The sequence below is a fragment of the Pseudomonas sp. S07E 245 genome (assembly GCF_019599025.1).
GTDB classification, from domain to species: Bacteria; Pseudomonadota; Gammaproteobacteria; order Pseudomonadales; family Pseudomonadaceae; genus Aquipseudomonas; species Aquipseudomonas shirazensis.
In genome coordinates, this window is record NZ_CP080625.1 from 2631965 (window position 1) to 2652612 (window position 20648).

The following is a 20648-nucleotide window of genomic DNA, read 5'->3' on the forward strand; positions in this document are numbered from 1 at the left end:
TTTCACTGGTAGAGTTGGCCTTGCTTGCGCAGGCTCGATTGAATGATCCGATCAGGGATCAGCGCGCACACGACAATCGCGATACCCGCAAGCACGCCCTCGCCGCCTTTGATGTTGCGCAGCGCAGTCATGACGTCGTAACCCAGGCCGCCGGCGCCGATCAAGGCAGCGACCACCACCATCGACAGGCTCATGACAATGGTTTGATTTATCCCCAGCAGCAGCGAACGCCGAGCCAGCGGCAGCTCCACCTTGCACAGCGTCTGCCAGGGGCTGGCGCCATGGGCGACGGCGGCTTCGAGGGCATCCTTGGGTACTTCCTGAATGCCCAGCGAGGTCAGGCGAATCATCGGCGCCAGCGCAAAAATCACAGTAGCAATCACCGCAGGCGTCTTGCCGACCGAAAAAAACGCCACGGCAGGGATCAGATAGACAAACGTCGGCAAGGTCTGCATGACATCCAGCAACGGTGTCATCAGCCGCCGCAGCAGTGGCCGTTTAGCCAACAAGATCCCGCTGGGGACGCCGATGACCAGGGCAATCAGCACCGAGGAGCCGACCAGCGCGAGCGTGGCAATGGTGTGGTCCCAGAAGCCGAACACGCCGATATACGCCAAGGCGGCGGCGCTGGTGAACGCCAGCCCCCAGCCAGCCGAGCGCCAGGCAAGGTACACCAGCGTCAGTGCCGCAACCGGCCATGGCAACCAGCCCAACAGGTTTTCGACACCCTCGATCACCGTGCGCACGGCCACGATCACACCAACGAATGCACCCTCAAAGGTGACCTGCGACCAACCGATAAAGTCGTCGATCGCTTGTGCGGTTACCAGCAGCAACTGGCGGTTGACCGGAAACTGCAGCAACGCGTGGCTTGGCTCTGGTGCCGCCACACGCCATAGCACCAGCGCCTGGCAGACAACCACCAAGGCCAGCGGCAGTAGCCAGCCAGTACCTTCGCTTGCACCCGCATGACGGCTCAGCCTGACCGCAGTCAGGCGGCTTGCCAGCAGTGCCAGCAGCGCGAGAATGCTCAGCCACCCGGCAGTCGACTGTGCCAGCCCGACCAGCGCGGCTAGCTCGACCCCAAACGTGCCCCAGAAGGCTGCGCCTTTGCCGCGCGCCGCTAACGCGGCTGGCCCCAGCAGCGCTGCTTGCCACCAAGGCAAGGCGGTGCTGCCCGGCTGCGCCCGGCGCTCTGCTGGCAAGGCGGTCTGGGTTGACCTGCTCGCCGCAGCCGGCGGGGTCGAAGCGGGCTGGCAGTCGCGGAAGAAATCCGCCACTTCGCTGTCAGCCGGCTGCTCGAGTAACGTCTGCGGTGCGGCCAATTGCACCAGTCGCCCGCCGCGCATGACTGCTATACGGTCGGCCAGTCGCAACGCCTCAGCAGGATCATGGGTCACCAGCAAGGTGGTGATGCCACGCTCACGGACCAGGCTCATAAAGTGCAGCTGCAGGTCTCGGCGAATAGTCGGGTCCAACGCGCTGAACGGCTCGTCCATCAACAGGATGTCCGGCTCCGACACCAGCGCCCTGGCCAGACCAACCCGCTGTTGCATACCACCGGAAAGCTCATGCGGATAATGCTCGCCCCAGCCCTCAAGCCCGACCGCCTTGAGCTGCACGGCAGCTGCCGCGTGCCGAGCGCCCTCGGCTTCACCGCTCAACTCCAGCGGCAATGCGACATTGTCGAGCACGGTGCGATGGGGCAGGAGACCAAAGTGCTGGAGCACCATGCCGATGCGTCGTGACCTGAGTACCCGCAGCGCGCTGTTGCTCAAGCCACTGAGGGCCTGGCCGTCGATGAGCACTTCACCTTGGCTCGGCTTGATCAGACGGTTGATGTGACACAGCAGGGTCGATTTACCGCTGCCAGAGGTGCCCATCAGGCACAGGACCTCACCGCGGCGCACCTTGAGACTGACGTCATTTACCGCAGGCAGCGATGGCGTGCCCTTGCCACGCAAGTAGCGCTTGGTCACCGAGCGAAGTTCAAGCACCACGTCGCCGTCGTCCTGCTCGGAAACATTGAGATCAAGCTCTGACTCATACACTGGCGCCAGCGGCGATTGGATGACTGTCACGACGACTCCCGACAGATCAGCTGGGCCAAAACCGGCTCACAGGCTGACGAAAAAAAAGCGGGCGTCAGTGGGATATTGCTTCAGCCCGACGCCTGGACAACGCCTGACTGGACAGCAAGGCGTTGGGGTTGGGTTAAAGCTAAACGATCTTAAAAAAGCAAAATAAATACTTTTTTAGAATTAGCTTAGTCGTGAGCGTCGTAGTCACGAGGAGCGTCGGCATGCTTCAGCACGCAGGTACGCCTGAGCAAGCGTCACACTTCTATCGCTGAGTGGATACCGTCGATGAAGAGGGATAACTGCTGGAAACAAAAAAAGCGACCCGAAGGTCGCTTTCTCTGTGTGCTTCAAGGCGTTCAAGGGGCCTCGAAGCGAAGATGGCGCAGCGGACGGGACTCGAACCCGCGACCCCCGGCGTGACAGGCCGGTATTCTAACCGACTGAACTACCGCTGCGTATCATTCAGGCTTGCGCCTGTTTGAAACTAGGATCTGACCTACAGCAACCTGTGCTGGCGGTTCAGGCACAAAAAAAGCGATAACGTGATCGCTTCTTTTGTGTTGCTTCGAGGCGTTCAAAGGGCCTCGAGGCGAAGATGGCGCAGCGGACGGGACTCGAACCCGCGACCCCCGGCGTGACAGGCCGGTATTCTAACCGACTGAACTACCGCTGCGTATCGTTCAGGCTTGCGCCCGATTGAAACTGGGTCTGGCACAAAGGCTTGGCCTTTGAACCTCAGACCGGTGACAAGCACCCATCTGGAGAAAAGTGGCGCAGCGGACGGGACTCGAACCCGCGACCCCCGGCGTGACAGGCCGGTATTCTAACCGACTGAACTACCGCTGCGCATAGTGGACTTGCGTCCTGTTCCTCTCTACCGATTTGCTTCTTGCGAAGCTGACCAGCCAGGAACATCTCAGAAAGTGGTGGGTGATGACGGGATCGAACCGCCGACCCTCTGCTTGTAAGGCAGATGCTCTCCCGGCTGAGCTAATCACCCATATTCGCTTCAAGTGTTGCCTAGTTCTACCTAGTCTTGCTTGTTACGTTTACTTCGCTGAGGCCGCGAAATTTACGCAGGTACCGATGCTAAGTCAATACCCCCATTGAATTTTTTTTCAAAAAGGGCAAAACGGATCAGGTATAGATCATCTTCCGGCTCATGCCGCCGTCCACTACAAATTCCTGGCCGGTAACGAACCCGGCCTGACGCGACAGTAACCACGCCACCAGCGCCGCGACGTCTTCTACCGTCCCTACCCTGCCGGTCGGATGCTGGGCGTGGTCGGCATCGGTCAACGGCTCAGCCCTGCGCTGGGACGGGTCACGTGCGTCGATCCAGCCCGGGCTCACCGCATTGACGCGAATCTCCGGGCCCAGGCTCATGGCCAGGGCGTGGGTCAGCGCCAGCAGCCCGCCCTTGCTCGCCGCATAAGCCTCAGTATCAGGCTCGGATTGGCGTGCACGGGTCGAGGTCAAGTTGACGATGGCGCCGCCATGGGCACGTAGATACGGCGCACAGTGCTTGGCCAGCAGCATCGGGCCATTCAGATTGACCGCCAGCACCCGGTTCCACTGGCTCAGGCTCAAACTCTCGAGGGTATGGTTGTGCGGGTTGGCGATGGCGGCGTTGCACACCAGCGCATCGAGGCGACCAAATTGGCCAAGCACCTCGGACACCCCGGCACTGACCTGGGCTTCATCGGCAACGTCCATGGTGATGAACCAGGCATTGTCGCCCAGGGCCTTGGCCACCTTGGCACCGCGCGGGCGGTCAAGGTCGCTGAGGACCACTTGCCAGCCCTCACAGATCAGCCAGGCGGCAATGCCCAGGCCGATGCCGCGGGCGGCACCGGTAACCAGGGCGACCCGACCGTTATGATCGGGCTCGCCGCCCTTCCAGTCGATCACAGCGCTGCCAGCCCACGCGCCAGGTCGGCTTGCAGGTCAGCAACGTCTTCCAGGCCAACCGCAATGCGGATCAGGCTGTCGCGGATACCCGCCGCCTCACGCTCCTGCGGCGACAGACGGCCGTGGGAAGTGGTCGCCGGGTGGGTGATGGTGGTCTTGCTGTCACCCAGGTTGGCCGTGATCGAGAGCAAACGGGTGGCATCGATGAAGCGCCAGGCGCCGTCTTTGCCGCCTCTGACCTCAAAGCTCACCACCGCACCGAAGTCACTCATCTGCCGTTTGGCCAGGTCGTGCTGCGGGTGGCTGGCGAGGCCAGCGTAGTGGACTTTCTCTACCCCATCCTGCTGCTCAAGCCACTGCGCCAGCGCCTTGGCACTCTCGCAATGGGCGCGCATACGCAGCTTGAGCGTCTCCAGGCCTTTGAGGAAGACCCAGGCGTTGAACGGGCTGAGGGTAGGACCTGCGGTACGCAGAAAGCCCACCACTTCCTTCATCTGCTCACTACGCCCGGCCACCGCACCGCCCATGCAACGGCCTTGGCCATCGATGAACTTGGTTGCCGAATGCACGACGATGTCGGCACCCAGCTTCAGCGGTTGCTGCAGCGCTGGGGTGCTGAAGCAGTTGTCGACCACCAGCAGCGCGCCGCGGGCATGGGCGATCTCGGCCAGCGCGGCAATATCGACAAGCTCGGCCAGCGGATTGGACGGCGACTCGACGAACAGCAGCTTGGTGTTGGCCTTGATGCCCTGCTCCCAACCGCTGAGCTCGGCCAGTGGCACGTAGTCCACCTCGACGCCAAAGCGCTTGAAGTACTTCTCGAACAGGCTGATGGTCGAGCCGAACACGCTTTGCGAGACCAGCACATGATCACCGGCGCTGCACAGCGCCATCACCGTCGACAGGATCGCCGACATGCCGGTAGAGGTGCCGACTGCCTGTTCGGCGCCTTCCAGGGCCGCCAGACGCTCTTCAAAGGCGCGCACGGTCGGGTTGGTATAGCGCGAATAGACGTTGCCCGGTGTTTCACCGGCAAACCGCGCAGCTGCATCGGCAGCCGTGCGGAACACGTAGCTGGAGGTGAAGAACAGCGCGTCGCTGTGCTCAGCCTCCGGCGTGCGGTATTGACCGGCGCGCACCGCCAGGGTGTCGAAAGCGACACCCTCGAGGTCGCTGTCCAGTCGCCCGGCATCCCATTGATCCGTCATGCCGTCACTCCCAATCAGTTGTTGTAGAGGTCGATGATCGCGCTGACAGCCTGAGTCTTGACCTTCGCCGCATCGTTGCGATTTTGCTCGATACGGTCCAGGTAGGCGTCGTCGATGTCGCCGGTGACGTATTCACCGTCGAACACTGCGCAGTCGAAATGCTCGATCTTGATCTTGCCGCCACCGACCGAATCGATCAGGTCTGGCAAGTCCTGATAGATCAGCCAGTCGGCGCCGATCAACTCGGCCACCTGGTCGGTGGTACGGTTGTGGGCGATCAGTTCGTGGACACTCGGCATGTCGATGCCGTAGACGTTGGGGTAACGCACTGCCGGGGCAGCGGAACAGAAGTAGACGTTTTTCGCGCCGGCCTCGCGGGCCATCTGGATGATCTGCTTGCAGGTGGTACCGCGCACGATCGAGTCGTCGACGAGCATCACGTTCTTGCCGCGGAATTCCAGCTCGATAGCGTTGAGCTTCTGGCGCACCGACTTCTTGCGCGCGGCCTGGCCGGGCATGATGAAGGTACGGCCGATGTAGCGGTTCTTGACGAAGCCTTCGCGGAACTTCACGCCCAGACGATTGGCCAGCTCCAGCGCCGCGGTACGGCTGGTGTCCGGAATCGGGATAACCACGTCGATGTCATGCTCAGGACGCTCGCGCATGATCTTGTCGGCGAGTTTCTCACCCATGCGCAGCCGCGCCTTGTACACCGAGACGCCATCCATGATCGAGTCAGGGCGCGCCAGGTAGACGTGCTCGAAGATGCACGGCTTGAGCATTGGGTTATGCGCGCACTGCTTGGTGTGCAGCTGGCCTTCCTCGGTGATGTACACCGCTTCGCCCGGTGCCAGGTCACGGATCAGGGTGAAGCCGAGCACGTCGAGGGCGACGCTTTCGGAGGCGATCATGTACTCCACGCCCTCGTCGGTGTGACGCTGGCCGAACACCACCGGGCGAATGCCGTTGGGGTCACGGAAGCCGACGATGCCGTAGCCGGTGATCATCGCTACTACCGCGTAACCACCAACACAGCGGCTGTGCACGTGGGAGACCGCCGCGAACACGTCTTCTTCGGTAGGCTGCAGCTTGCCGCGCACGGCCAGCTCGTGGGCGAATACGTTGAGCAGCACTTCCGAATCGGAGTTGGTGTTGACGTGGCGCAGATCGGACTCGTAGATCTCCTTGGCCAGCTGCTCGACGTTGGTCAAGTTGCCGTTGTGGGCCAAGGTGATGCCGTACGGCGAGTTGACGTAGAACGGCTGGGCCTCGGCCGAGGTCGAGCTGCCCGCAGTCGGGTAGCGCACGTGGCCAATGCCCATGTGGCCGACCAGGCGCTGCATGTGCCGCTGCTGGAATACGTCGCGCACCAGGCCATTGTCCTTGCGCAGGAATAACCGGCCGTCATGGCTGGTGACGATACCGGCAGCATCCTGGCCGCGGTGCTGGAGGACCGTAAGCGCATCATACAGCGCCTGATTGACGTTCGACTTACCGACAATACCGGTGATGCCACACATGCGACGCAACCCCTACTTTGATGAAACTTGAGTGAATAGCGCTCAAGGCCGCGATGGCCCCAGCAACTGTTCCTTGAACGGAAGATCAGCAGGTGCGCTGATCCCACTGGACATCCACTGGCTGGTGAAACCCAGGATAAGGTTTTTCGACCAGTCAGCGACCAATAGAAATTGAGGTATCAGGCGCGACTCTTGCCACCATGGGTCCTGTTGTACAGGGCCAAGGCTGAGCAGACCGACTGCCACGACAACCAAAAGGGCTCCACGGGCGGCGCCGAAGGCCATGCCCAGAAAGCGATCGGTGCCGGACAGCCCGGTCACGCGGATCAGCTCGCCTATCAGGAAATTGAGCATCGCCCCGACAATCAGCGTGGCGACAAAAAGAATGGTACAGCCGGCGATGACCCGTGCCGAAGGCGTCTGGATGTAGCTTTCCAGGTACTGCGCCAACGAGCCGCCGAACATCCAGGCAACCGCACCCGCGGTAATCCAGATGACCAGCGACAGGGCTTCCTTGACGAAGCCGCGTGTCAAACTGATCAATGTGGAGACGGCGATAACAGCGATGATCGCCCAATCAACCCAGGTAAATGCCACGGTGCCGCCTGCATACGTTTGAGGCGGCGCATTTTACCAGAGCAACGGGCTGGGAGTAAGCGGAATGTCAGGGTGTTGCTTCACCAGCGCTGGCGACGCTGGCAAAGCGACATTCCGGACTCAGTTGCGCTCGGGCTGGAAGCGGGTGACAAAGCCCTTGAGCTTCTGCTGGCGGTTGATCACATCACGCAGGCGCTCGGCCTCGGCGCGCTCGATCAACGGCCCGACGTAGACCCGGTTCATGCCATCGGCGGAGCGAATGTAGGCGTTGTAACCCTGGCTGCGCAGGGTCTTTTGCAAGTTGTCGGCACCGGCCCGGTTGGACAGACTGGCCAACTGGATCGACCAACTGACCGGCAGACCATTGCTATCGATCTTGGACGCGGCGGCAGGCTTGGTGACGGCGGCGCTGGCGGTGGCTGGCGCGGTGACCGGCGCACGGTTCTCGACCTTCGGCGCAGGCGCTGGCGCAGTTACCGGCGCTGGCGACGGTGCAGCACTGATCGGCTGGCTCGGCGTGGACGGTGGCGCGGTCGACTCATCGACCACCACCGGTGGCTGCTCGACAATCGGCTGCTGCTCGGGCACCTGGATCGTCTCGACCTGCACCTGCGGCAAGCTCGGCATAGCCGGGGCCTCGGGCGCATCGACCCGGACCTGGCGCATCTCGTCTTCGCGGGTGAACAGCATCGGCAAGAAGATCACCGCCAGTGCAACCAGCACCAACGCACCGACCATGCGCTGTTTCATTCCCTTATCCAGCACTGCCATTTACTCCGCCCTCAGGAGCCTGCTGCGCAAGCCATTGCAAGGCCTGGGCAACACAGAAAAACGAACCGAACAGCACGATCTGATCATCGCCGGTCGCGTGTGCGCACTGGCCCTGCAAAGCGGCCTCGACGCTGGGGTAAGACTTCACCGACTGACCAAGGTTCGTCAAGGCCTGCGCAAGCTCGCCAGCCGGGCGACTGCGCGGGGTGTCGAGCGGTGCCACGGCCCAGCTGTCGAACAGCCCCTGCAGCGGCGCGAGCACGCCGTCGAGGTCCTTGTCGGCGAGCAGGCCGAACACCGCCAGGCGTTTGCCCAGTGGTGGCCTGGCAGCCAGCCGTCGTGCCAGGTACTCGGCCGCATGCGGGTTGTGGCCGACATCCAGCAGGACCTCGACAGGTGTACCCTGCCAAGTCAGCGAACGCCGGTCGAGGCGACCGGTCATGCGCGTATCCAGCAGTGCCTGACGTACCTGCGCCGCGTCCCACTCCAGCCCCATCAGCAGATAGGCCTGCAACGCGAGCGCGGCGTTTTCCATAGGCAGATCGAGCAACGGCAGGTCATGCAGCTCGACCGCCGCGCCATCCAGGGTCCGCCCCCGCCAGTGCCAGCTATCGGCAGCCATGCTCAGGTCAAAATCGCGGCTGCGCAGGAACAACGGGCAGTCCAGCTCGCGGGCTTTATCCAGCAACGGCTGCGGCGGCTCGGGATCACCACACAGGGCCGGTTTGCCCGGACGGAAGATGCCCGCCTTCTCGAACGCCACCGACTCTCGCGTGTCGCCCAGGTATTCGACGTGATCGACGCCGATACTGGTGACCAGCGCCAGATCGGCATCGACAAGATTGACGGTATCCAGCCGCCCACCGAGGCCGACTTCAAGCACCACGGCATCCAGCGCCGACCGCTCGAACAGCCAGAACGCCGCCAGGGTGCCCATCTCGAAATAGGTCAAGGAGGTGTCACCGCGTGCAGCCTCGACGGCAACAAACGCCTCGCACAGGCGCTCATCGCTGGCATCGACGCCATCGATGCGCACCCGCTCGTTGTAGCGCAGCAGGTGCGGCGAGCTGTACACGCCAACGCGCAGGCCCTGGGCCTTGAGCAACGCTGCGACAAAGGCACAGGTCGAGCCCTTGCCGTTGGTGCCGGTAACCGTCACTACCCGCGGCGCCAGCTTGCCCAGCCCGAGCCGCTGCGCCACCTGCTGCGAACGCTCCAGGCCCATGTCGATGGCTGAAGGGTGCAACTGCTCGAGATAGGCGAGCCATTCGCCGAGGGTGCGCTGACTCATCAGGCGACGGCCGCCACTTCCTGCACCAGGGCCTGGGCAGGCGTTGGCTGACCGGTCATCTGCGCCAGCAGACGGGCCAGACGTGGACGCAGTTCAGGACGGGAGATGATCAGGTCGATGGCACCGTGCTCCAGCAGGAACTCGCTGCGCTGGAAGCCTTCCGGCAGCTTCTCGCGCACGGTCTGCTCGATTACGCGCGGGCCGGCGAAGCCGATCAGCGCCTTGGGCTCGCCAACGATCACGTCGCCGAGCATAGCCAGCGAAGCAGAAACGCCGCCATAAACCGGGTCGGTCAGCACCGAAATGAACGGGATGCCTTCTTCACGCAGACGCGCCAGCACTGCCGAGGTCTTGGCCATCTGCATCAGCGAGATCAGCGCTTCCTGCATGCGCGCACCGCCGGAAGCGGAGAAGCAGATCATCGGGCAGCGATGTTCCAGGGCATAGTTGGCAGCACGCACGAAGCGTTCACCGACCACGGCACCCATCGAGCCCCCCATGAACGAGAATTCGAAGGCGCTGACCACGACCGGCATGCCCATCAGGGTGCCGCTCATGGAGATCAGGGCGTCTTTCTCGCCGGTCTGCTTCTGCGCGCCGACCAGACGGTCCTTGTACTTCTTGCCATCGCGGAACTTGAGGCGGTCGACCGGTTCCAGATCGGCACCTAGCTCGGCACGGCCTTCGGCGTCGAGGAAGATGTCGATGCGCGCACGGGCACCGATACGCATGTGGTGGTTGCACTTGGGGCAGACGTCGAGGGTCTTTTCCAGCTCCGGGCGATACAGCACGTTCTCGCAGGCCGGGCACTTGTGCCAAAGGCCTTCAGGCACCGAGCTTTTCTTCACCTCGGAACGCATGATCGAAGGGATCAGTTTGTCGACTAACCAGTTGCTCATGCTTCGTCTCTCCAGTATTTGACGGACGGGGACCGGTCACGCCGGCCAAGCCCTGCCCTTGAGCTCAATTTTTTCAAATGATTCGCTACCAGCTCGGTTCCGTGGCCCGCGGTAGTGCGGTGCCGGCCGGACGACCGGGCCGTGTTCAATCTGTTCGGCTGCGCCACAGCGCGCGCCGGGCAGCACCAGGCTGCGAAAGCTATGGACGATGGCGCGCGGCCAGCCGTCACATCTGCACTCATGCCTGGCGCACTGCGCGCATGAACGCTTCGATCCTGGCCGCGTCCTTGATGCCCTTGGCCTGCTCGACGCCGCCGCTGACATCCACCGCATACGGCTGCACCTGGGCGATCGCCTGGGCGACGTTGTCTGCGCTCAGGCCGCCGGCAAGGATGATCGGCTTGCTTAACTGCGCCGGCACCAACGACCAGTCGAACGCCTCGCCGGTGCCACCAGGCACGCCGGCGACGAACGTATCCAGCAGAATTCCGCTGGCACCCGCGTAGTGCTGGCAAGCCGCCTCCAGATCATCCCCCGGGCGCACCCTCAGGGCCTTGATGTATGGCCGGTTGAAGCCCACACAGTCGCTCGGGGTTTCGTCGCCGTGGAACTGTAGCAGGTCCAACGGCACCGCCTCGAGGATCTCGTTGAGTTCGCAGCGTGAGGCATTGACGAACAAACCGACCGTGGTCACGAACGGCGGCAGCGCGGCGATGATCGCCCGCGCCTGGTGCACGTCGACCGCACGCGGGCTCTTGGCGTAGAACACCAGACCAATGGCATCGGCGCCTGCGTCGGCGGCAGCCAGGGCATCCTCGATGCGGGTAATCCCGCAGATTTTGCTGCGCACGTTGCTCATGGACGGCGAACCCTCGGTAATCGATAGGGGGCGGATGGTAGCAAACGCTGGATGCCGCGTCAGTCCGCCAAGGTATCGAAACCGCTGAGAAAGTGTGGGCCGATGTAACGCTGAGGCAGCACGAATGGCTCGGGATATTCGACCTGGACCAGGTACAGCCCATACGGATGCGCGGTAACTCCGGCTTCGCGCCGGTCGCGGCTTTCCAGCACTTCACGGGCCCAGGCCACTGGCCGCTCACCGCTGCCGATGCTCATCAACACACCAGCGATGTTACGCACCATGTGGTGCAGAAAGGCGCTGGCGCGGATGTCGAGCACGATCATCTGGCCGTGCCGGGTCACGCGCAGATGGTACATCTCCTTGACCGGCGACTTGGCCTGACACTGGCTGGCGCGAAAGGCGCTGAAGTCGTGGGTACCGAGCAGGCATCGAGCGGCCTCGGCCATGCGCTCGACGTCGAGTGGGCGGTGGTTCCAGGTGACTTCCTCGGCCAGGTGCGCCGGGCGGATCGGATCGTTGTAGATGACGTAGCGATAACGCCGGGCGTTGGCTTTGAAGCGGGCGTGAAAATCCGCCGGCATGACCGTCGCCCAGGTCACGCTGATGTCGTGGGGCAGATTGAAATTGGTACCCATGGTCCAGGCACGCTCGTCGCGCAACGCATTGGTATCGAAATGCACAACTTGACCACTGGCATGCACACCGGCATCGGTGCGCCCGGCGCAAGACACGGTAATGGGTGCATTGGCCACCTTCGACAGGGCCTGCTCAAGCGCCTGCTGAACACTCGGTACGCCACTGGTCTGGCGCTGCCAGCCACGGTAGCGGGCGCCCTTGTATTCCACGCCCAGGGCAATCCGGGAGAAGCCTTCGGCCGCCGATTCGGCCCGGTCGATGTCGATGATGTCCAAGTAACTGAAACCTGTGGATGGAACAAAAGGCGGCAGTATAACGACAACGGCAGCCGATAGGGCTGCCGTTGCCGGGCAGGCGCCATGTCGGCCCTGCCCCGTTCTGCTGAACTGGCTGACTAGACCAGACGCGAGAGCATGTCCTCAGCTTCGCTGCGCTGGGTGTCGTCGCCGTCCTTGACCACTTCATCAAGGATGTCCCGCGCGCCTTGATGGTCACCCATGTCGATGTAGGCACGCGCCAGGTCAAGCTTGGTCGCGACCTCATCGGCGCCGGAGAAGAAGTCGAAGTCCAAATCGTCCAGCGGCTCCAGCTCCTGCTCGGCATCGGCGGCCGTGAACTGCGGCTCGAGCGGCGGGGTTTCCAGGCTCTGCGACAGCTTGTCGAGTTCGGCGTTGACGTCGTCCAGCTCGGAGGCGAAGTTCTGCGCTGCCGGCGAGTCGTCGTCCAGCGACAGCGACAGATCGAAGTCGTCTGGCAGCTCCAGCTCGGAGATCGGATCGAACTCGGGGATTTCGTCGAATGCGGCCAGTTCCGCCGCGACATCTACCGGTGGCTCTGCTGCCGGCGGCTCGACTGCTACGTCGCCGACGTCAAGGTCGAAGTCAGCCAGGTCATCAACGGCCTGCGGCTCGGCCTGGGCCTGGGCTTGTGCCTGTGCCAGCAGCGCTTCGAAATCATCGTCCGCGTCGGTAGCGGCAGCGACAGGTTCAACCGGCTCGCTCAGCTCGGTTTGCGGATTATCGTCCAGCGTTACCGTGAGGTCGTCCTGGGGCTGCGCCTGCAGTGGCTCATCCAGCAACAGGTCATCGTCCAGGCTGAGGTCGAAGGCAGTGTCCAGATCGTCTTCGGCAACCGGTTCGATATCGGCCAGTGCGGCCGGCTCGGGCTCGGGCTCTGCTGCAGGTGCGGGCTCGGTGATTACCGGCTCGGGCTCGAAAGACAGATCGTCAAGCACCGGCTCCGGCTCGACAGCGGCCGGGATGTCCTGTTCGTCCTGCAGCAGCTCCTGTACGTACTGCTCGTCCAGCTCAGCGGCCAGCGCCGCAGCACCGAGGCCGGCAGCTGCCAGTGCAACCATGGCCGGGAAGCGCTCACGCAGCGATTCGACTTCGGCTTGATTGGCTGGGTTGGCGGGCAACTGGCGTTCCTGCTCGACAAAGGCGTTTTGATCGCCTTGGCGCGCGTAGACTTCCATCAGTTTGAGGCGCAGATCGCTGCGTTCCGGCTCGGCAGCAACCGCAGGCTCGAGCAGGTCGGCGGCGTGATTCAGGCGACCACGAGCCAGGCTCAGGTCGACTTCCGCGAGCAGTGGATCAGTCGTATCGGCTTGAGCTGCGGGCTCAGCCTCCACCACTGGCACCGCCGGTTTCTCGGCCGCTGTCGCCGCTGCTGCCGACGCTGCTACTACCGCTGGTGCAAGGGTCACGCTCGGCGCCGACATGTCCAGACCGTCGAAGCTGCCAGGTGGCAGATCCAGATCAGGGTTGCGCTCGCCCTCCTCCGACAAGGCACGGGCCATGCGCAGGTGTTTTTCGGCCTCTTGGTCGGCTTTGCGCTTACGCGCCAGCAAGAGCAGGAGCAACAGCAGCACGAGCAGCGCGGAACCGGCGATCAGCGCCAGCAACAGCGGGTTGCCGAGCAACTGGTCCAGAGCGCTCTGTTCCGGCTTGACCTCATCTGCAGGAGCGACTTGCGGCGCAGTATCCACAGCAGCTGGCGCAGGTGTAACCACCGGCTCGGCCGGGGCCAGTTGCGCATCGACAGCAGGTACAGCAGGCTGAGCAGGCGTCTCTGCACCAGGCAGCGCAGCTGCAGCGGCCGGGTCTGGCTCGGCCGCGCCTTGGGCTTCAAGGCGGGCCAGCTGGTCGTTCTTCATCTGGATCAGACGCTGCAGCTTGTCCAGCTGGCTCTGCAGGTCGGTCATGCGGCTTTTCAGTTCGTCGTTGTCACGACGGCTGGTGTCCAGGCTTTCCTGGGCCACGGCCAGCTTGTCACTGACCGCCTTGGCATCGTTCCTGGCGGTCTTGCCGCCAGGGGTCACCAGGCGCAGGTTGTCGCCTTGAGCGATATGCGCAGGCGTGGCTTCAGCGGCACCGCGGCGAGTGGCATCGAGCTGGCGGGCGCGCGGCCCGAGCCTGCGCCCTTCACGCCAGGCGGCATATTGCTCGGCCACATCGCGATTGGCCTCACCCTGCGGGATGCTCTGGATCTGTTGCTGATCAGGCAGGCGCAGCACCTGACCGACCTTGAGCTGGTTGATGTTGTTGCCGATGAACGCGTCCGGGTTGAGCGCCTGGATCGCCAGCATGGTCTGCTGCACCGAGCCACCCTGGCTGTTGCGCGCAGCAATCTGCCAAAGCGTGTCGCGGCGCTTGGTGGTGTAGTTGGCGGCACCACTCACGGCCGGGTTTATATTGGCTGCAGCAGGCTGCGCGCCTTGGGCCTGGGCCTGGTCGAGGAGAACGCTGTAGTCACGCAGCAATCGCCCCTGCGGCCACATTACCTGCACCAGGAACTTGACCACCGGCTCCGGCAACGGCCGACTGGAAGTAACCCGCAACACGCTTTTGCCGTTGGGGCTGAGCACCGTGGTGAAGGTCAGGTCCTCGACGTAGGACGGATAGGCCACCCCGGCCTTGGCGAACTCTTCGCGCGAAGCGAGGCTAGGTGCCACCTCGGCAGCGGTGAGGTCGCGAACGTCGAGCAGTTCGATCTCAGCGTCCAGCGGTTGGTTTTGCGCCGACTTCAGTGTCAGCTCACCCAACCCCAGAGCATTGGCCATGCCAGACGACAGCGCCGAAGCTGCCGCCATGGCCAGAACCAGTTTGCGAATTCGAAGCATGACCTCTTCCCTTGTATGAATCGTCCCGAAACCTGCATGCGGTGCAGGACAAAAGTGCTCAGCAGTATCTTTTACAGCCTGTGTTTAAGCAACAATTGGCCGACCTGCACGGCGTTGAGTGCCGCACCCTTGCGCAGGTTGTCGGTGGTCAGCCAAAGGTTGAGCTGCTCTGGCTCATCAATTCCGTGCCGTACACGACCAACATAGACCACGTCTTGGCCGACTGCGTCACCCACCGGTGTCGGATAATCATCCGCTTCGACCAATTCGATGCTCGCCGCCGCCTCCAGCGCCTGGTTCACCGCACCCAGATCCACCGGGCGCCGGCTTTGCACGGCCACACTCAAGCTATCGCCGAAAAACACCGGGACTTGAACGCAGCTCACAGAAATCTTCAGCGCTGGCATATCCAGCAGCGCCCGCAGCTCATTGACCAGACGCCGCTCTACCGCGCTGTGGCCGTGCGCATCAACGGCGCCGACCTGGGCCAACACGTTGAACGCGATCTGCCGATCGAAGAAGCGCGGCTCCAATGGCCGCGCATTGAGCAGCTCGGCGGTCTGCCGGGCCAGCTCACCCACCGCTTCCTTGCCCTGGGCCGACACCGCCAGGCTGGCCATGACCTGCACCCGCTCGATATCGAGCAGGCCCTTGAGCGGCGCCAACGCCACCGCCAGGGCCACGGCACTGGCACTTGGGCTGGTGATCAGCGCGGGCAGGCTCAGGCCGGCCACCTGCTCGGGATTGGCTTCTGGTACCAGGGCAACGGCGTGCTCAAGCTCGCCGGACAGGTCGATCACGCTGCAACCGGCGGCATGGGCCTTGCTGGCGAAGCTGCGGCTGACCGCCGGGCCCGCAGCAAAGAAGGCCAGCTTGACCTGGCTGAAGTCGAAGCTGTCGACCTCACGCACGCGCACCTTTTTGCCGGCGAACATTACACTGCTGCCAGCCGATTCCATGCTGGCCAGCAGATGCAGGGTGCCCACCGGGAATTCGAGCTCTTCGAGGATCTGCACGAGGGTTTCACCGACACTGCCGGTGGCGCCGATCACGGCGATATCTAGGGGTTGGCTCATGGGGAGTCCTCTGCTGAAACGGCGGGAGCGGCACTTTACTTGGATTCTCAGCCTGGGGGTACCTTGGCCGCGCCATCTACCGCCCATAAAAAAACCCGCGCTGGGCAACAGCGCGGGTTTTTCTTCAGTGCAAACGCAATCAGCGCTCCAGCAGAATCCGCAGCATGCGGCGCAGCGGCTCGGCAGCTCCCCACAGCAGCTGGTCACCGACGGTGAACGCGCCCAGGTACTGGCTGCCCATGTTCAGCTTGCGCAGACGACCAACCGGCACGTTGAGGGTACCGGTGACGTTGGTCGGGCTCAGCTCCTGCATGCTGATTTCACGCTGGTTCGGCACCAGTTTCACCCATGGGTTGTGCTGGCTGATCATGCCTTCGATATCGGCCAGCGGCACATCCTTGTTGAGCTTGATGGTCAGCGCCTGGCTGTGGCAACGCATGGCACCGATGCGCACGCAGATGCCGTCGACCGGGATCGGGCTCTTGAAGCGGCCGAGGATCTTGTTGGTCTCGGCCTGGGCCTTCCATTCCTCACGGCTCTGGCCGTTGGGCAGCTCCTTGTCGATCCAGGGGATCAGGCTACCGGCCAGCGGCACACCGAAGTTCTCGGTAGGGAAGGCTTCGCTGCGCATGGCCTCGGCAACCTTGCGGTCGATGTCGAGGATGGCGCTGGCCGGGTTGGCCAGGTCTTCGCTGACGGCGGCGTTGATGCCGCCCATCTGCTTGATCAGCTCGCGCATGTTCTGCGCGCCAGCGCCGGAAGCGGCCTGGTAGGTCATGGCGCTCATCCACTCGACCAGACCCGCTTCGAACAGGCCACCCAGGCCCATCAGCATCAGGCTGACGGTGCAGTTGCCGCCGATGTAGTTCTTGGTACCGGCATCGAGCTGCTGGTCGATCACCTTGCGGTTGACCGGATCGAGGACGATCACCGCGTCATCTTGCATACGCAGCGACGATGCAGCGTCAATCCAGTAACCCTGCCAGCCGGCTTCGCGCAGCTTGGGGAACACCTCGTTGGTGTAGTCGCCGCCCTGGCAAGTCAGAATGACGTCGAGGGTCTTCAGCTCTTCAATGCTGTAGGCGTCCTTCAGCGGAGCAATATCCTTGCCCACGTTCGGACCTTGGCCACCGACATTGGAGGTGGTGAAGAACACCGGCTCGATCAGGTCGAAGTCCTGCTCTTCCAGCATGCGCTGCATGAGCACGGAACCGACCATTCCACGCCAACCGATCAGACCTACACGTTTCATCGCAACTACACCTTTGCTAAAAAGTGGGCCGCCACCGAGAGATATTGGCAGCGGGCCAGAGAGATTACAGATTCCGCAGCGCCGCGACTACTGCATCACCCATTTCCTTGGTGCCAACCTTGTTGCAGCCTGTCGACCAGATATCACCCGTGCGCAGGCCTTGATCGAGCACCTGGCTGACCGCCTGCTCGATTGCCTCGGCAGCAGCGTGCTGATTGAAGCTGTAACGCAGCATCATCGACACCGACAGGATGGTCGCCAACGGGTTGGCTACGCCCTGGCCGGCGATGTCTGGCGCCGAGCCGTGGCATGGCTCGTACATGCCTTTGTTGTTGGCATCCAGCGAGGCCGAAGGCAGCATGCCGATGGAACCGGTGAGCATGGACGCTTCATCCGAAAGAATGTCGCCGAACATGTTGTCGGTAACCATTACATCGAACTGCTTGGGTGCCCGCACCAGCTGCATGGCGGCGTTGTCGACGTACATGTGGCTGAGTTCGACGTCTGGGTAATCCTTGGCAACCTCTTCAACCACTTCACGCCACAGCTGGCTGGACGCAAGTACGTTGGCCTTGTCGACCGAGCACAGCTTCTTGCCGCGCACGCGGGCCATGTCGAAGCCGACCCGGGCAATCCGGCGCACTTCGCTTTCGCTGTATGGCAGGGTGTCGTAGGCCTGACGCTCGCCGCCTTCCAGCTCGCGCTGGCCACGCGGGGCGCCGAAGTAGATGCCGCCGGTGAGTTCACGGACGATGAGGATGTCCAGGCCCGAAACGATTTCCGGCTTCAGCGAAGAGGCGTCGGCCAGTTGCGGGTAGAGAATCGCAGGACGCAGGTTGGCGAACAGGCCCAGTTGCGCACGAATCTTCAGCAGGCCGCGCTCTGGACGAATGTCCCGCTCGATCTTGTCCCACTTCGGCCCGCCGACAGCGCCCAACAGCACCGCATCAGCGTTGCGCGCACGCTCAAGGGTGGCATCCGCCAATGGCACGCCATGGGCGTCGATGGCAGCGCCACCGATCAGATCGTGCTCCAGGGCGAAACCGAGCTGGAACTTGTCGTTGGCCAGCTCCAGTACCTTGACCGCTTCGGCCATGATTTCAGGGCCGATACCGTCACCTGGGAGAATCAGAATCTGCTTGCTCATGCTTTTCTCTATCCGTTCAAACGGCGCCGCCGCCATGGCCGCGCCGAACAAAAATTAATGCCCGACCTGCGCGCTGCTTCAGGCTTCGCGGAACAGCCATGGCTGGCTGGCGCGGTGCCTGGCTTCGAACGCCTGGATCGACTCGCTATCCTGCAAGGTCAAGCCAATGTCGTCGAGACCATTGAGCAGGCAATGCTTGCGGAAGGCGTCGATCTCGAAGTGCAGCACCTTGCCGTCAGGACGGGTAACGGCCTGCGCCTGCAGGTCGACGGTCAGCTGATAGCCTGGAATGGCTTCGACCTGCTTGAACAACTCGTCGACTTCTTCGTCGCTGAGGATGATCGGCAACAAGCCGTTCTTGAAGCTGTTGTTGAAGAAGATATCAGCAAAGCTTGGCGCGATGACGCTGCGAAAGCCATATTCGTCGAGGGCCCACGGGGCGTGCTCACGGCTCGAGCCGCAACCGAAGTTTTCCCGGGCGAGCAACACGCTGGCACCTTGGTAACGTTCGTGGTTGAGCACGAAGTCCATGTTCAACGGGCGCTTGCTGTTGTCCTGGTATGGCTGGCCAACGTCCAGGTAGCGCCATTCATCGAACAGGTTCGGGCCGAAGCCGGTGCGCTTGATCGACTTGAGAAACTGCTTGGGGATGATCTGGTCGGTATCGACGTTGGCGCGATCCAATGGCGCAACCAGGCCGGTGTGCTGGGTAAAGGCTTTCATGCTGCGCTCCCTTGAATCAACTCGCGGACATCGATGAAGTGGCCGGTCACCGCGGCAGCGGCGGCCATTGCCGGGCTGACCAGGTGGGTACGACCACCGGCGCCCTGCCGACCTTCGAAGTTACGGTTGGAGGTCGACGCGCAATGCTCGCCGCTTTCCAGCCGATCCGGGTTCATCGCGAGGCACATCGAGCAGCCCGGTTCACGCCATTCGAAGCCGGCTTCGATGAAGATCTTGTCCAGCCCTTCCTTCTCGGCCTGAGCCTTGACCAGGCCCGAGCCCGGTACCACCATCGCCTGCTTGACGGTAGCGGCGACCTTGCGGCCCTTGGCGACTTCGGCGGCAGCGCGCAGGTCTTCGATGCGCGAGTTGGTGCACGAGCCGATGAACACCCGATCGAGACGAATATCGGTGATCGCCTGGTTGGCACTCAGGCCCATGTACTTGAGCGCGCGCTCGATCGAGCCACGTTTGACCAGATCCGGCTCGGCAGCTGGATCCGGTACACGCTGATCAACGGCCAGGACCATCTCCGGCGAGGTGCCCCAGCTGACCTGTGGCTTGATCTGTGCGGCGTCGAGCTCGACCACGGTATCGAATACCGCATCGGTGTCGGACACCAGCCCTCGCCAGGCGGCAACCGCTTGCGGCCACTGGCTGACAGTCGGCGCGTAGGGGCGGCCTTCGACGTAATCGATGGTGGTCTGGTCGACAGCGACCAGGCCAACTCGGGCGCCGGCCTCGATGGACATGTTGCAGATGGTCATGCGGCCTTCCATCGACAAGTCGCGGATGGCGCTGCCAGCAAATTCCATGGCATGGCCGTTACCGCCGGCGGTGCCGATCTTGCCGATCACGGCAAGGACGATGTCCTTGGCGGTCACGCCTTCGCCCAGCTGGCCCTCGACACGGACCAGCATGTTCTTCATTTTTTTTGCGACCAGGCACTGGGTGGCGAGCACGTGCTCGACCTCGGAAGTACCGATGCCGTGGGCCAGTGCGCCGAAAGCGCCGTGAGTCGAGGTGTGCGAGTCGCCACAGACCACGGTCATGCCCGGCAAGGTGGCGCCCTGCTCTGGACTGATGACGTGAACGATGCCCTGGCGAATGTCGTTCATCTTGAATTCGACGATGCCGTATTCGTCACAGTTTTCATCGAGGGTCTGCACTTGCAAACGCGACACCTGGTCAGCGATGGCCTCGATGCCGCCTTTGCGCTCAGGGGTAGTCGGCACGTTGTGGTCGGGCGTAGCGATGTTGGCGTCGATCCGCCACGGCTGCCGCTTGGCCAGACGCAGGCCTTCGAATGCCTGGGGCGACGTCACTTCGTGAATGATGTGGCGATCGATGTAGATCAACGACGAACCATCGTCGCGTCGCTTGACCTCATGCGCATCCCAGAGCTTGTCGTAAAGCGTTTTGCCGGCCATCAGACTGTTCCTCATCAGCGTCTTTCTATGCCAATAACCCCTTGGCTTGTACGGACGATGCTATGGGTTTAGATTGAATAACTCAAATTGATAATTTTTATGCTTTGGATAACCAAAAGGAAT

The 20648-nt window shown here is 62.7% G+C and carries 16 protein-coding genes and 4 tRNA genes; all 20 read right to left on the minus strand.

The features are described 5' to 3' along the window. Positions 1-2: 2 nt before the first annotated feature. Positions 3-2060: an ATP-binding cassette domain-containing protein gene (locus K3F44_RS12155; RefSeq protein WP_409077673.1), complete on the minus strand. Its 2058-nt coding sequence runs from the start codon at positions 2058-2060 to the stop codon at positions 3-5. 399 nt (positions 2061-2459) lie between these two features. After that, positions 2460-2536, minus strand: a tRNA-Asp gene (locus tag K3F44_RS12160). Between the two features lie 141 nt (positions 2537-2677). Further along, positions 2678-2754, minus strand: a tRNA-Asp gene (locus tag K3F44_RS12165). 96 nt (positions 2755-2850) lie between these two features. After that, positions 2851-2927 (minus strand) — tRNA-Asp (locus tag K3F44_RS12170). Positions 2928-3005: 78 nt separating this feature from the next. After that, positions 3006-3081 (minus strand) — tRNA-Val (locus tag K3F44_RS12175). A 137-nt stretch (positions 3082-3218) separates the two neighbouring features. After that, entirely contained in the window at positions 3219-3992 is a 774-nt protein-coding gene (locus K3F44_RS12180) for an SDR family oxidoreductase (protein ID WP_101321401.1), read from the minus strand. Further along, positions 3989-5200, minus strand: a complete 1212-nt coding sequence (locus K3F44_RS12185; protein WP_220634102.1) for an O-succinylhomoserine sulfhydrylase — start codon at positions 5198-5200, stop codon at positions 3989-3991. Before K3F44_RS12185 ends, K3F44_RS12180 begins: the two co-directional genes overlap by 4 nt. Before the next feature lie 14 nt (positions 5201-5214). After that, positions 5215-6720 carry an amidophosphoribosyltransferase gene (gene purF / locus K3F44_RS12190; protein ID WP_101321405.1) on the minus strand — a complete coding sequence of 502 codons (1506 nt, stop codon included), beginning with the start codon at positions 6718-6720 and terminating at the stop codon, positions 5215-5217. Between the two features lie 42 nt (positions 6721-6762). Beyond that, positions 6763-7317, minus strand: a complete 555-nt coding sequence (locus tag K3F44_RS12195) for a CvpA family protein (RefSeq protein ID WP_101321407.1) — start codon at positions 7315-7317, stop codon at positions 6763-6765. 120 nt (positions 7318-7437) lie between these two features. Further along, positions 7438-8088, minus strand: a complete 651-nt coding sequence (locus K3F44_RS12200) for an SPOR domain-containing protein (protein ID WP_188036472.1) — start codon at positions 8086-8088, stop codon at positions 7438-7440. Beyond that, positions 8072-9379 (minus strand): bifunctional tetrahydrofolate synthase/dihydrofolate synthase, encoded by a 1308-nt coding sequence (gene folC / locus K3F44_RS12205; RefSeq protein WP_220634103.1) that lies wholly within the window; start codon positions 9377-9379, stop codon positions 8072-8074. Before folC ends, K3F44_RS12200 begins: the two co-directional genes overlap by 17 nt. Beyond that, on the minus strand, positions 9379-10278 hold the full coding sequence (gene accD / locus K3F44_RS12210; protein ID WP_101321413.1) for an acetyl-CoA carboxylase, carboxyltransferase subunit beta: 900 nt from the start codon (positions 10276-10278) through the stop codon (positions 9379-9381). The genes folC and accD overlap by 1 nt, the downstream gene beginning before the upstream one ends. Positions 10279-10516: 238 nt before the next feature. Continuing rightward, positions 10517-11137, minus strand: coding sequence for a phosphoribosylanthranilate isomerase (locus tag K3F44_RS12215; protein ID WP_150570206.1), 621 nt, complete (start codon positions 11135-11137; stop codon positions 10517-10519). A gap of 59 nt (positions 11138-11196) precedes the next feature. Further along, a complete protein-coding gene (gene truA / locus K3F44_RS12220) occupies positions 11197-12051 on the minus strand; it encodes a tRNA pseudouridine(38-40) synthase TruA (protein WP_101321417.1) in 855 nt (284 codons plus the stop codon). A 119-nt stretch (positions 12052-12170) separates the two neighbouring features. Then, the gene (locus K3F44_RS12225; protein ID WP_220634104.1) at positions 12171-14897 is read right to left on the minus strand and encodes a FimV/HubP family polar landmark protein; all 2727 of its coding nucleotides are present in this window, start codon (positions 14895-14897) and stop codon (positions 12171-12173) included. A gap of 71 nt (positions 14898-14968) precedes the next feature. Further along, a complete protein-coding gene (locus tag K3F44_RS12230) occupies positions 14969-15973 on the minus strand; it encodes an aspartate-semialdehyde dehydrogenase (RefSeq protein WP_101321421.1) in 1005 nt (334 codons plus the stop codon). Positions 15974-16112: 139 nt separating this feature from the next. Then, the gene (asd, locus tag K3F44_RS12235) at positions 16113-17225 is read right to left on the minus strand and encodes an aspartate-semialdehyde dehydrogenase (protein WP_101321423.1); all 1113 of its coding nucleotides are present in this window, start codon (positions 17223-17225) and stop codon (positions 16113-16115) included. A 64-nt stretch (positions 17226-17289) separates the two neighbouring features. Continuing rightward, complete coding sequence (gene leuB, locus K3F44_RS12240; RefSeq protein WP_150572950.1) at positions 17290-18372, minus strand: 3-isopropylmalate dehydrogenase; 1083 nt, start codon at positions 18370-18372, stop codon at positions 17290-17292. A 78-nt stretch (positions 18373-18450) separates the two neighbouring features. Continuing rightward, complete coding sequence (gene leuD / locus K3F44_RS12245) at positions 18451-19095, minus strand: 3-isopropylmalate dehydratase small subunit (RefSeq protein WP_101321427.1); 645 nt, start codon at positions 19093-19095, stop codon at positions 18451-18453. Further along, the gene (leuC, locus tag K3F44_RS12250; protein WP_101321429.1) at positions 19092-20525 is read right to left on the minus strand and encodes a 3-isopropylmalate dehydratase large subunit; all 1434 of its coding nucleotides are present in this window, start codon (positions 20523-20525) and stop codon (positions 19092-19094) included. Before leuC ends, leuD begins: the two co-directional genes overlap by 4 nt. Positions 20526-20648 lie beyond the last annotated feature (123 nt).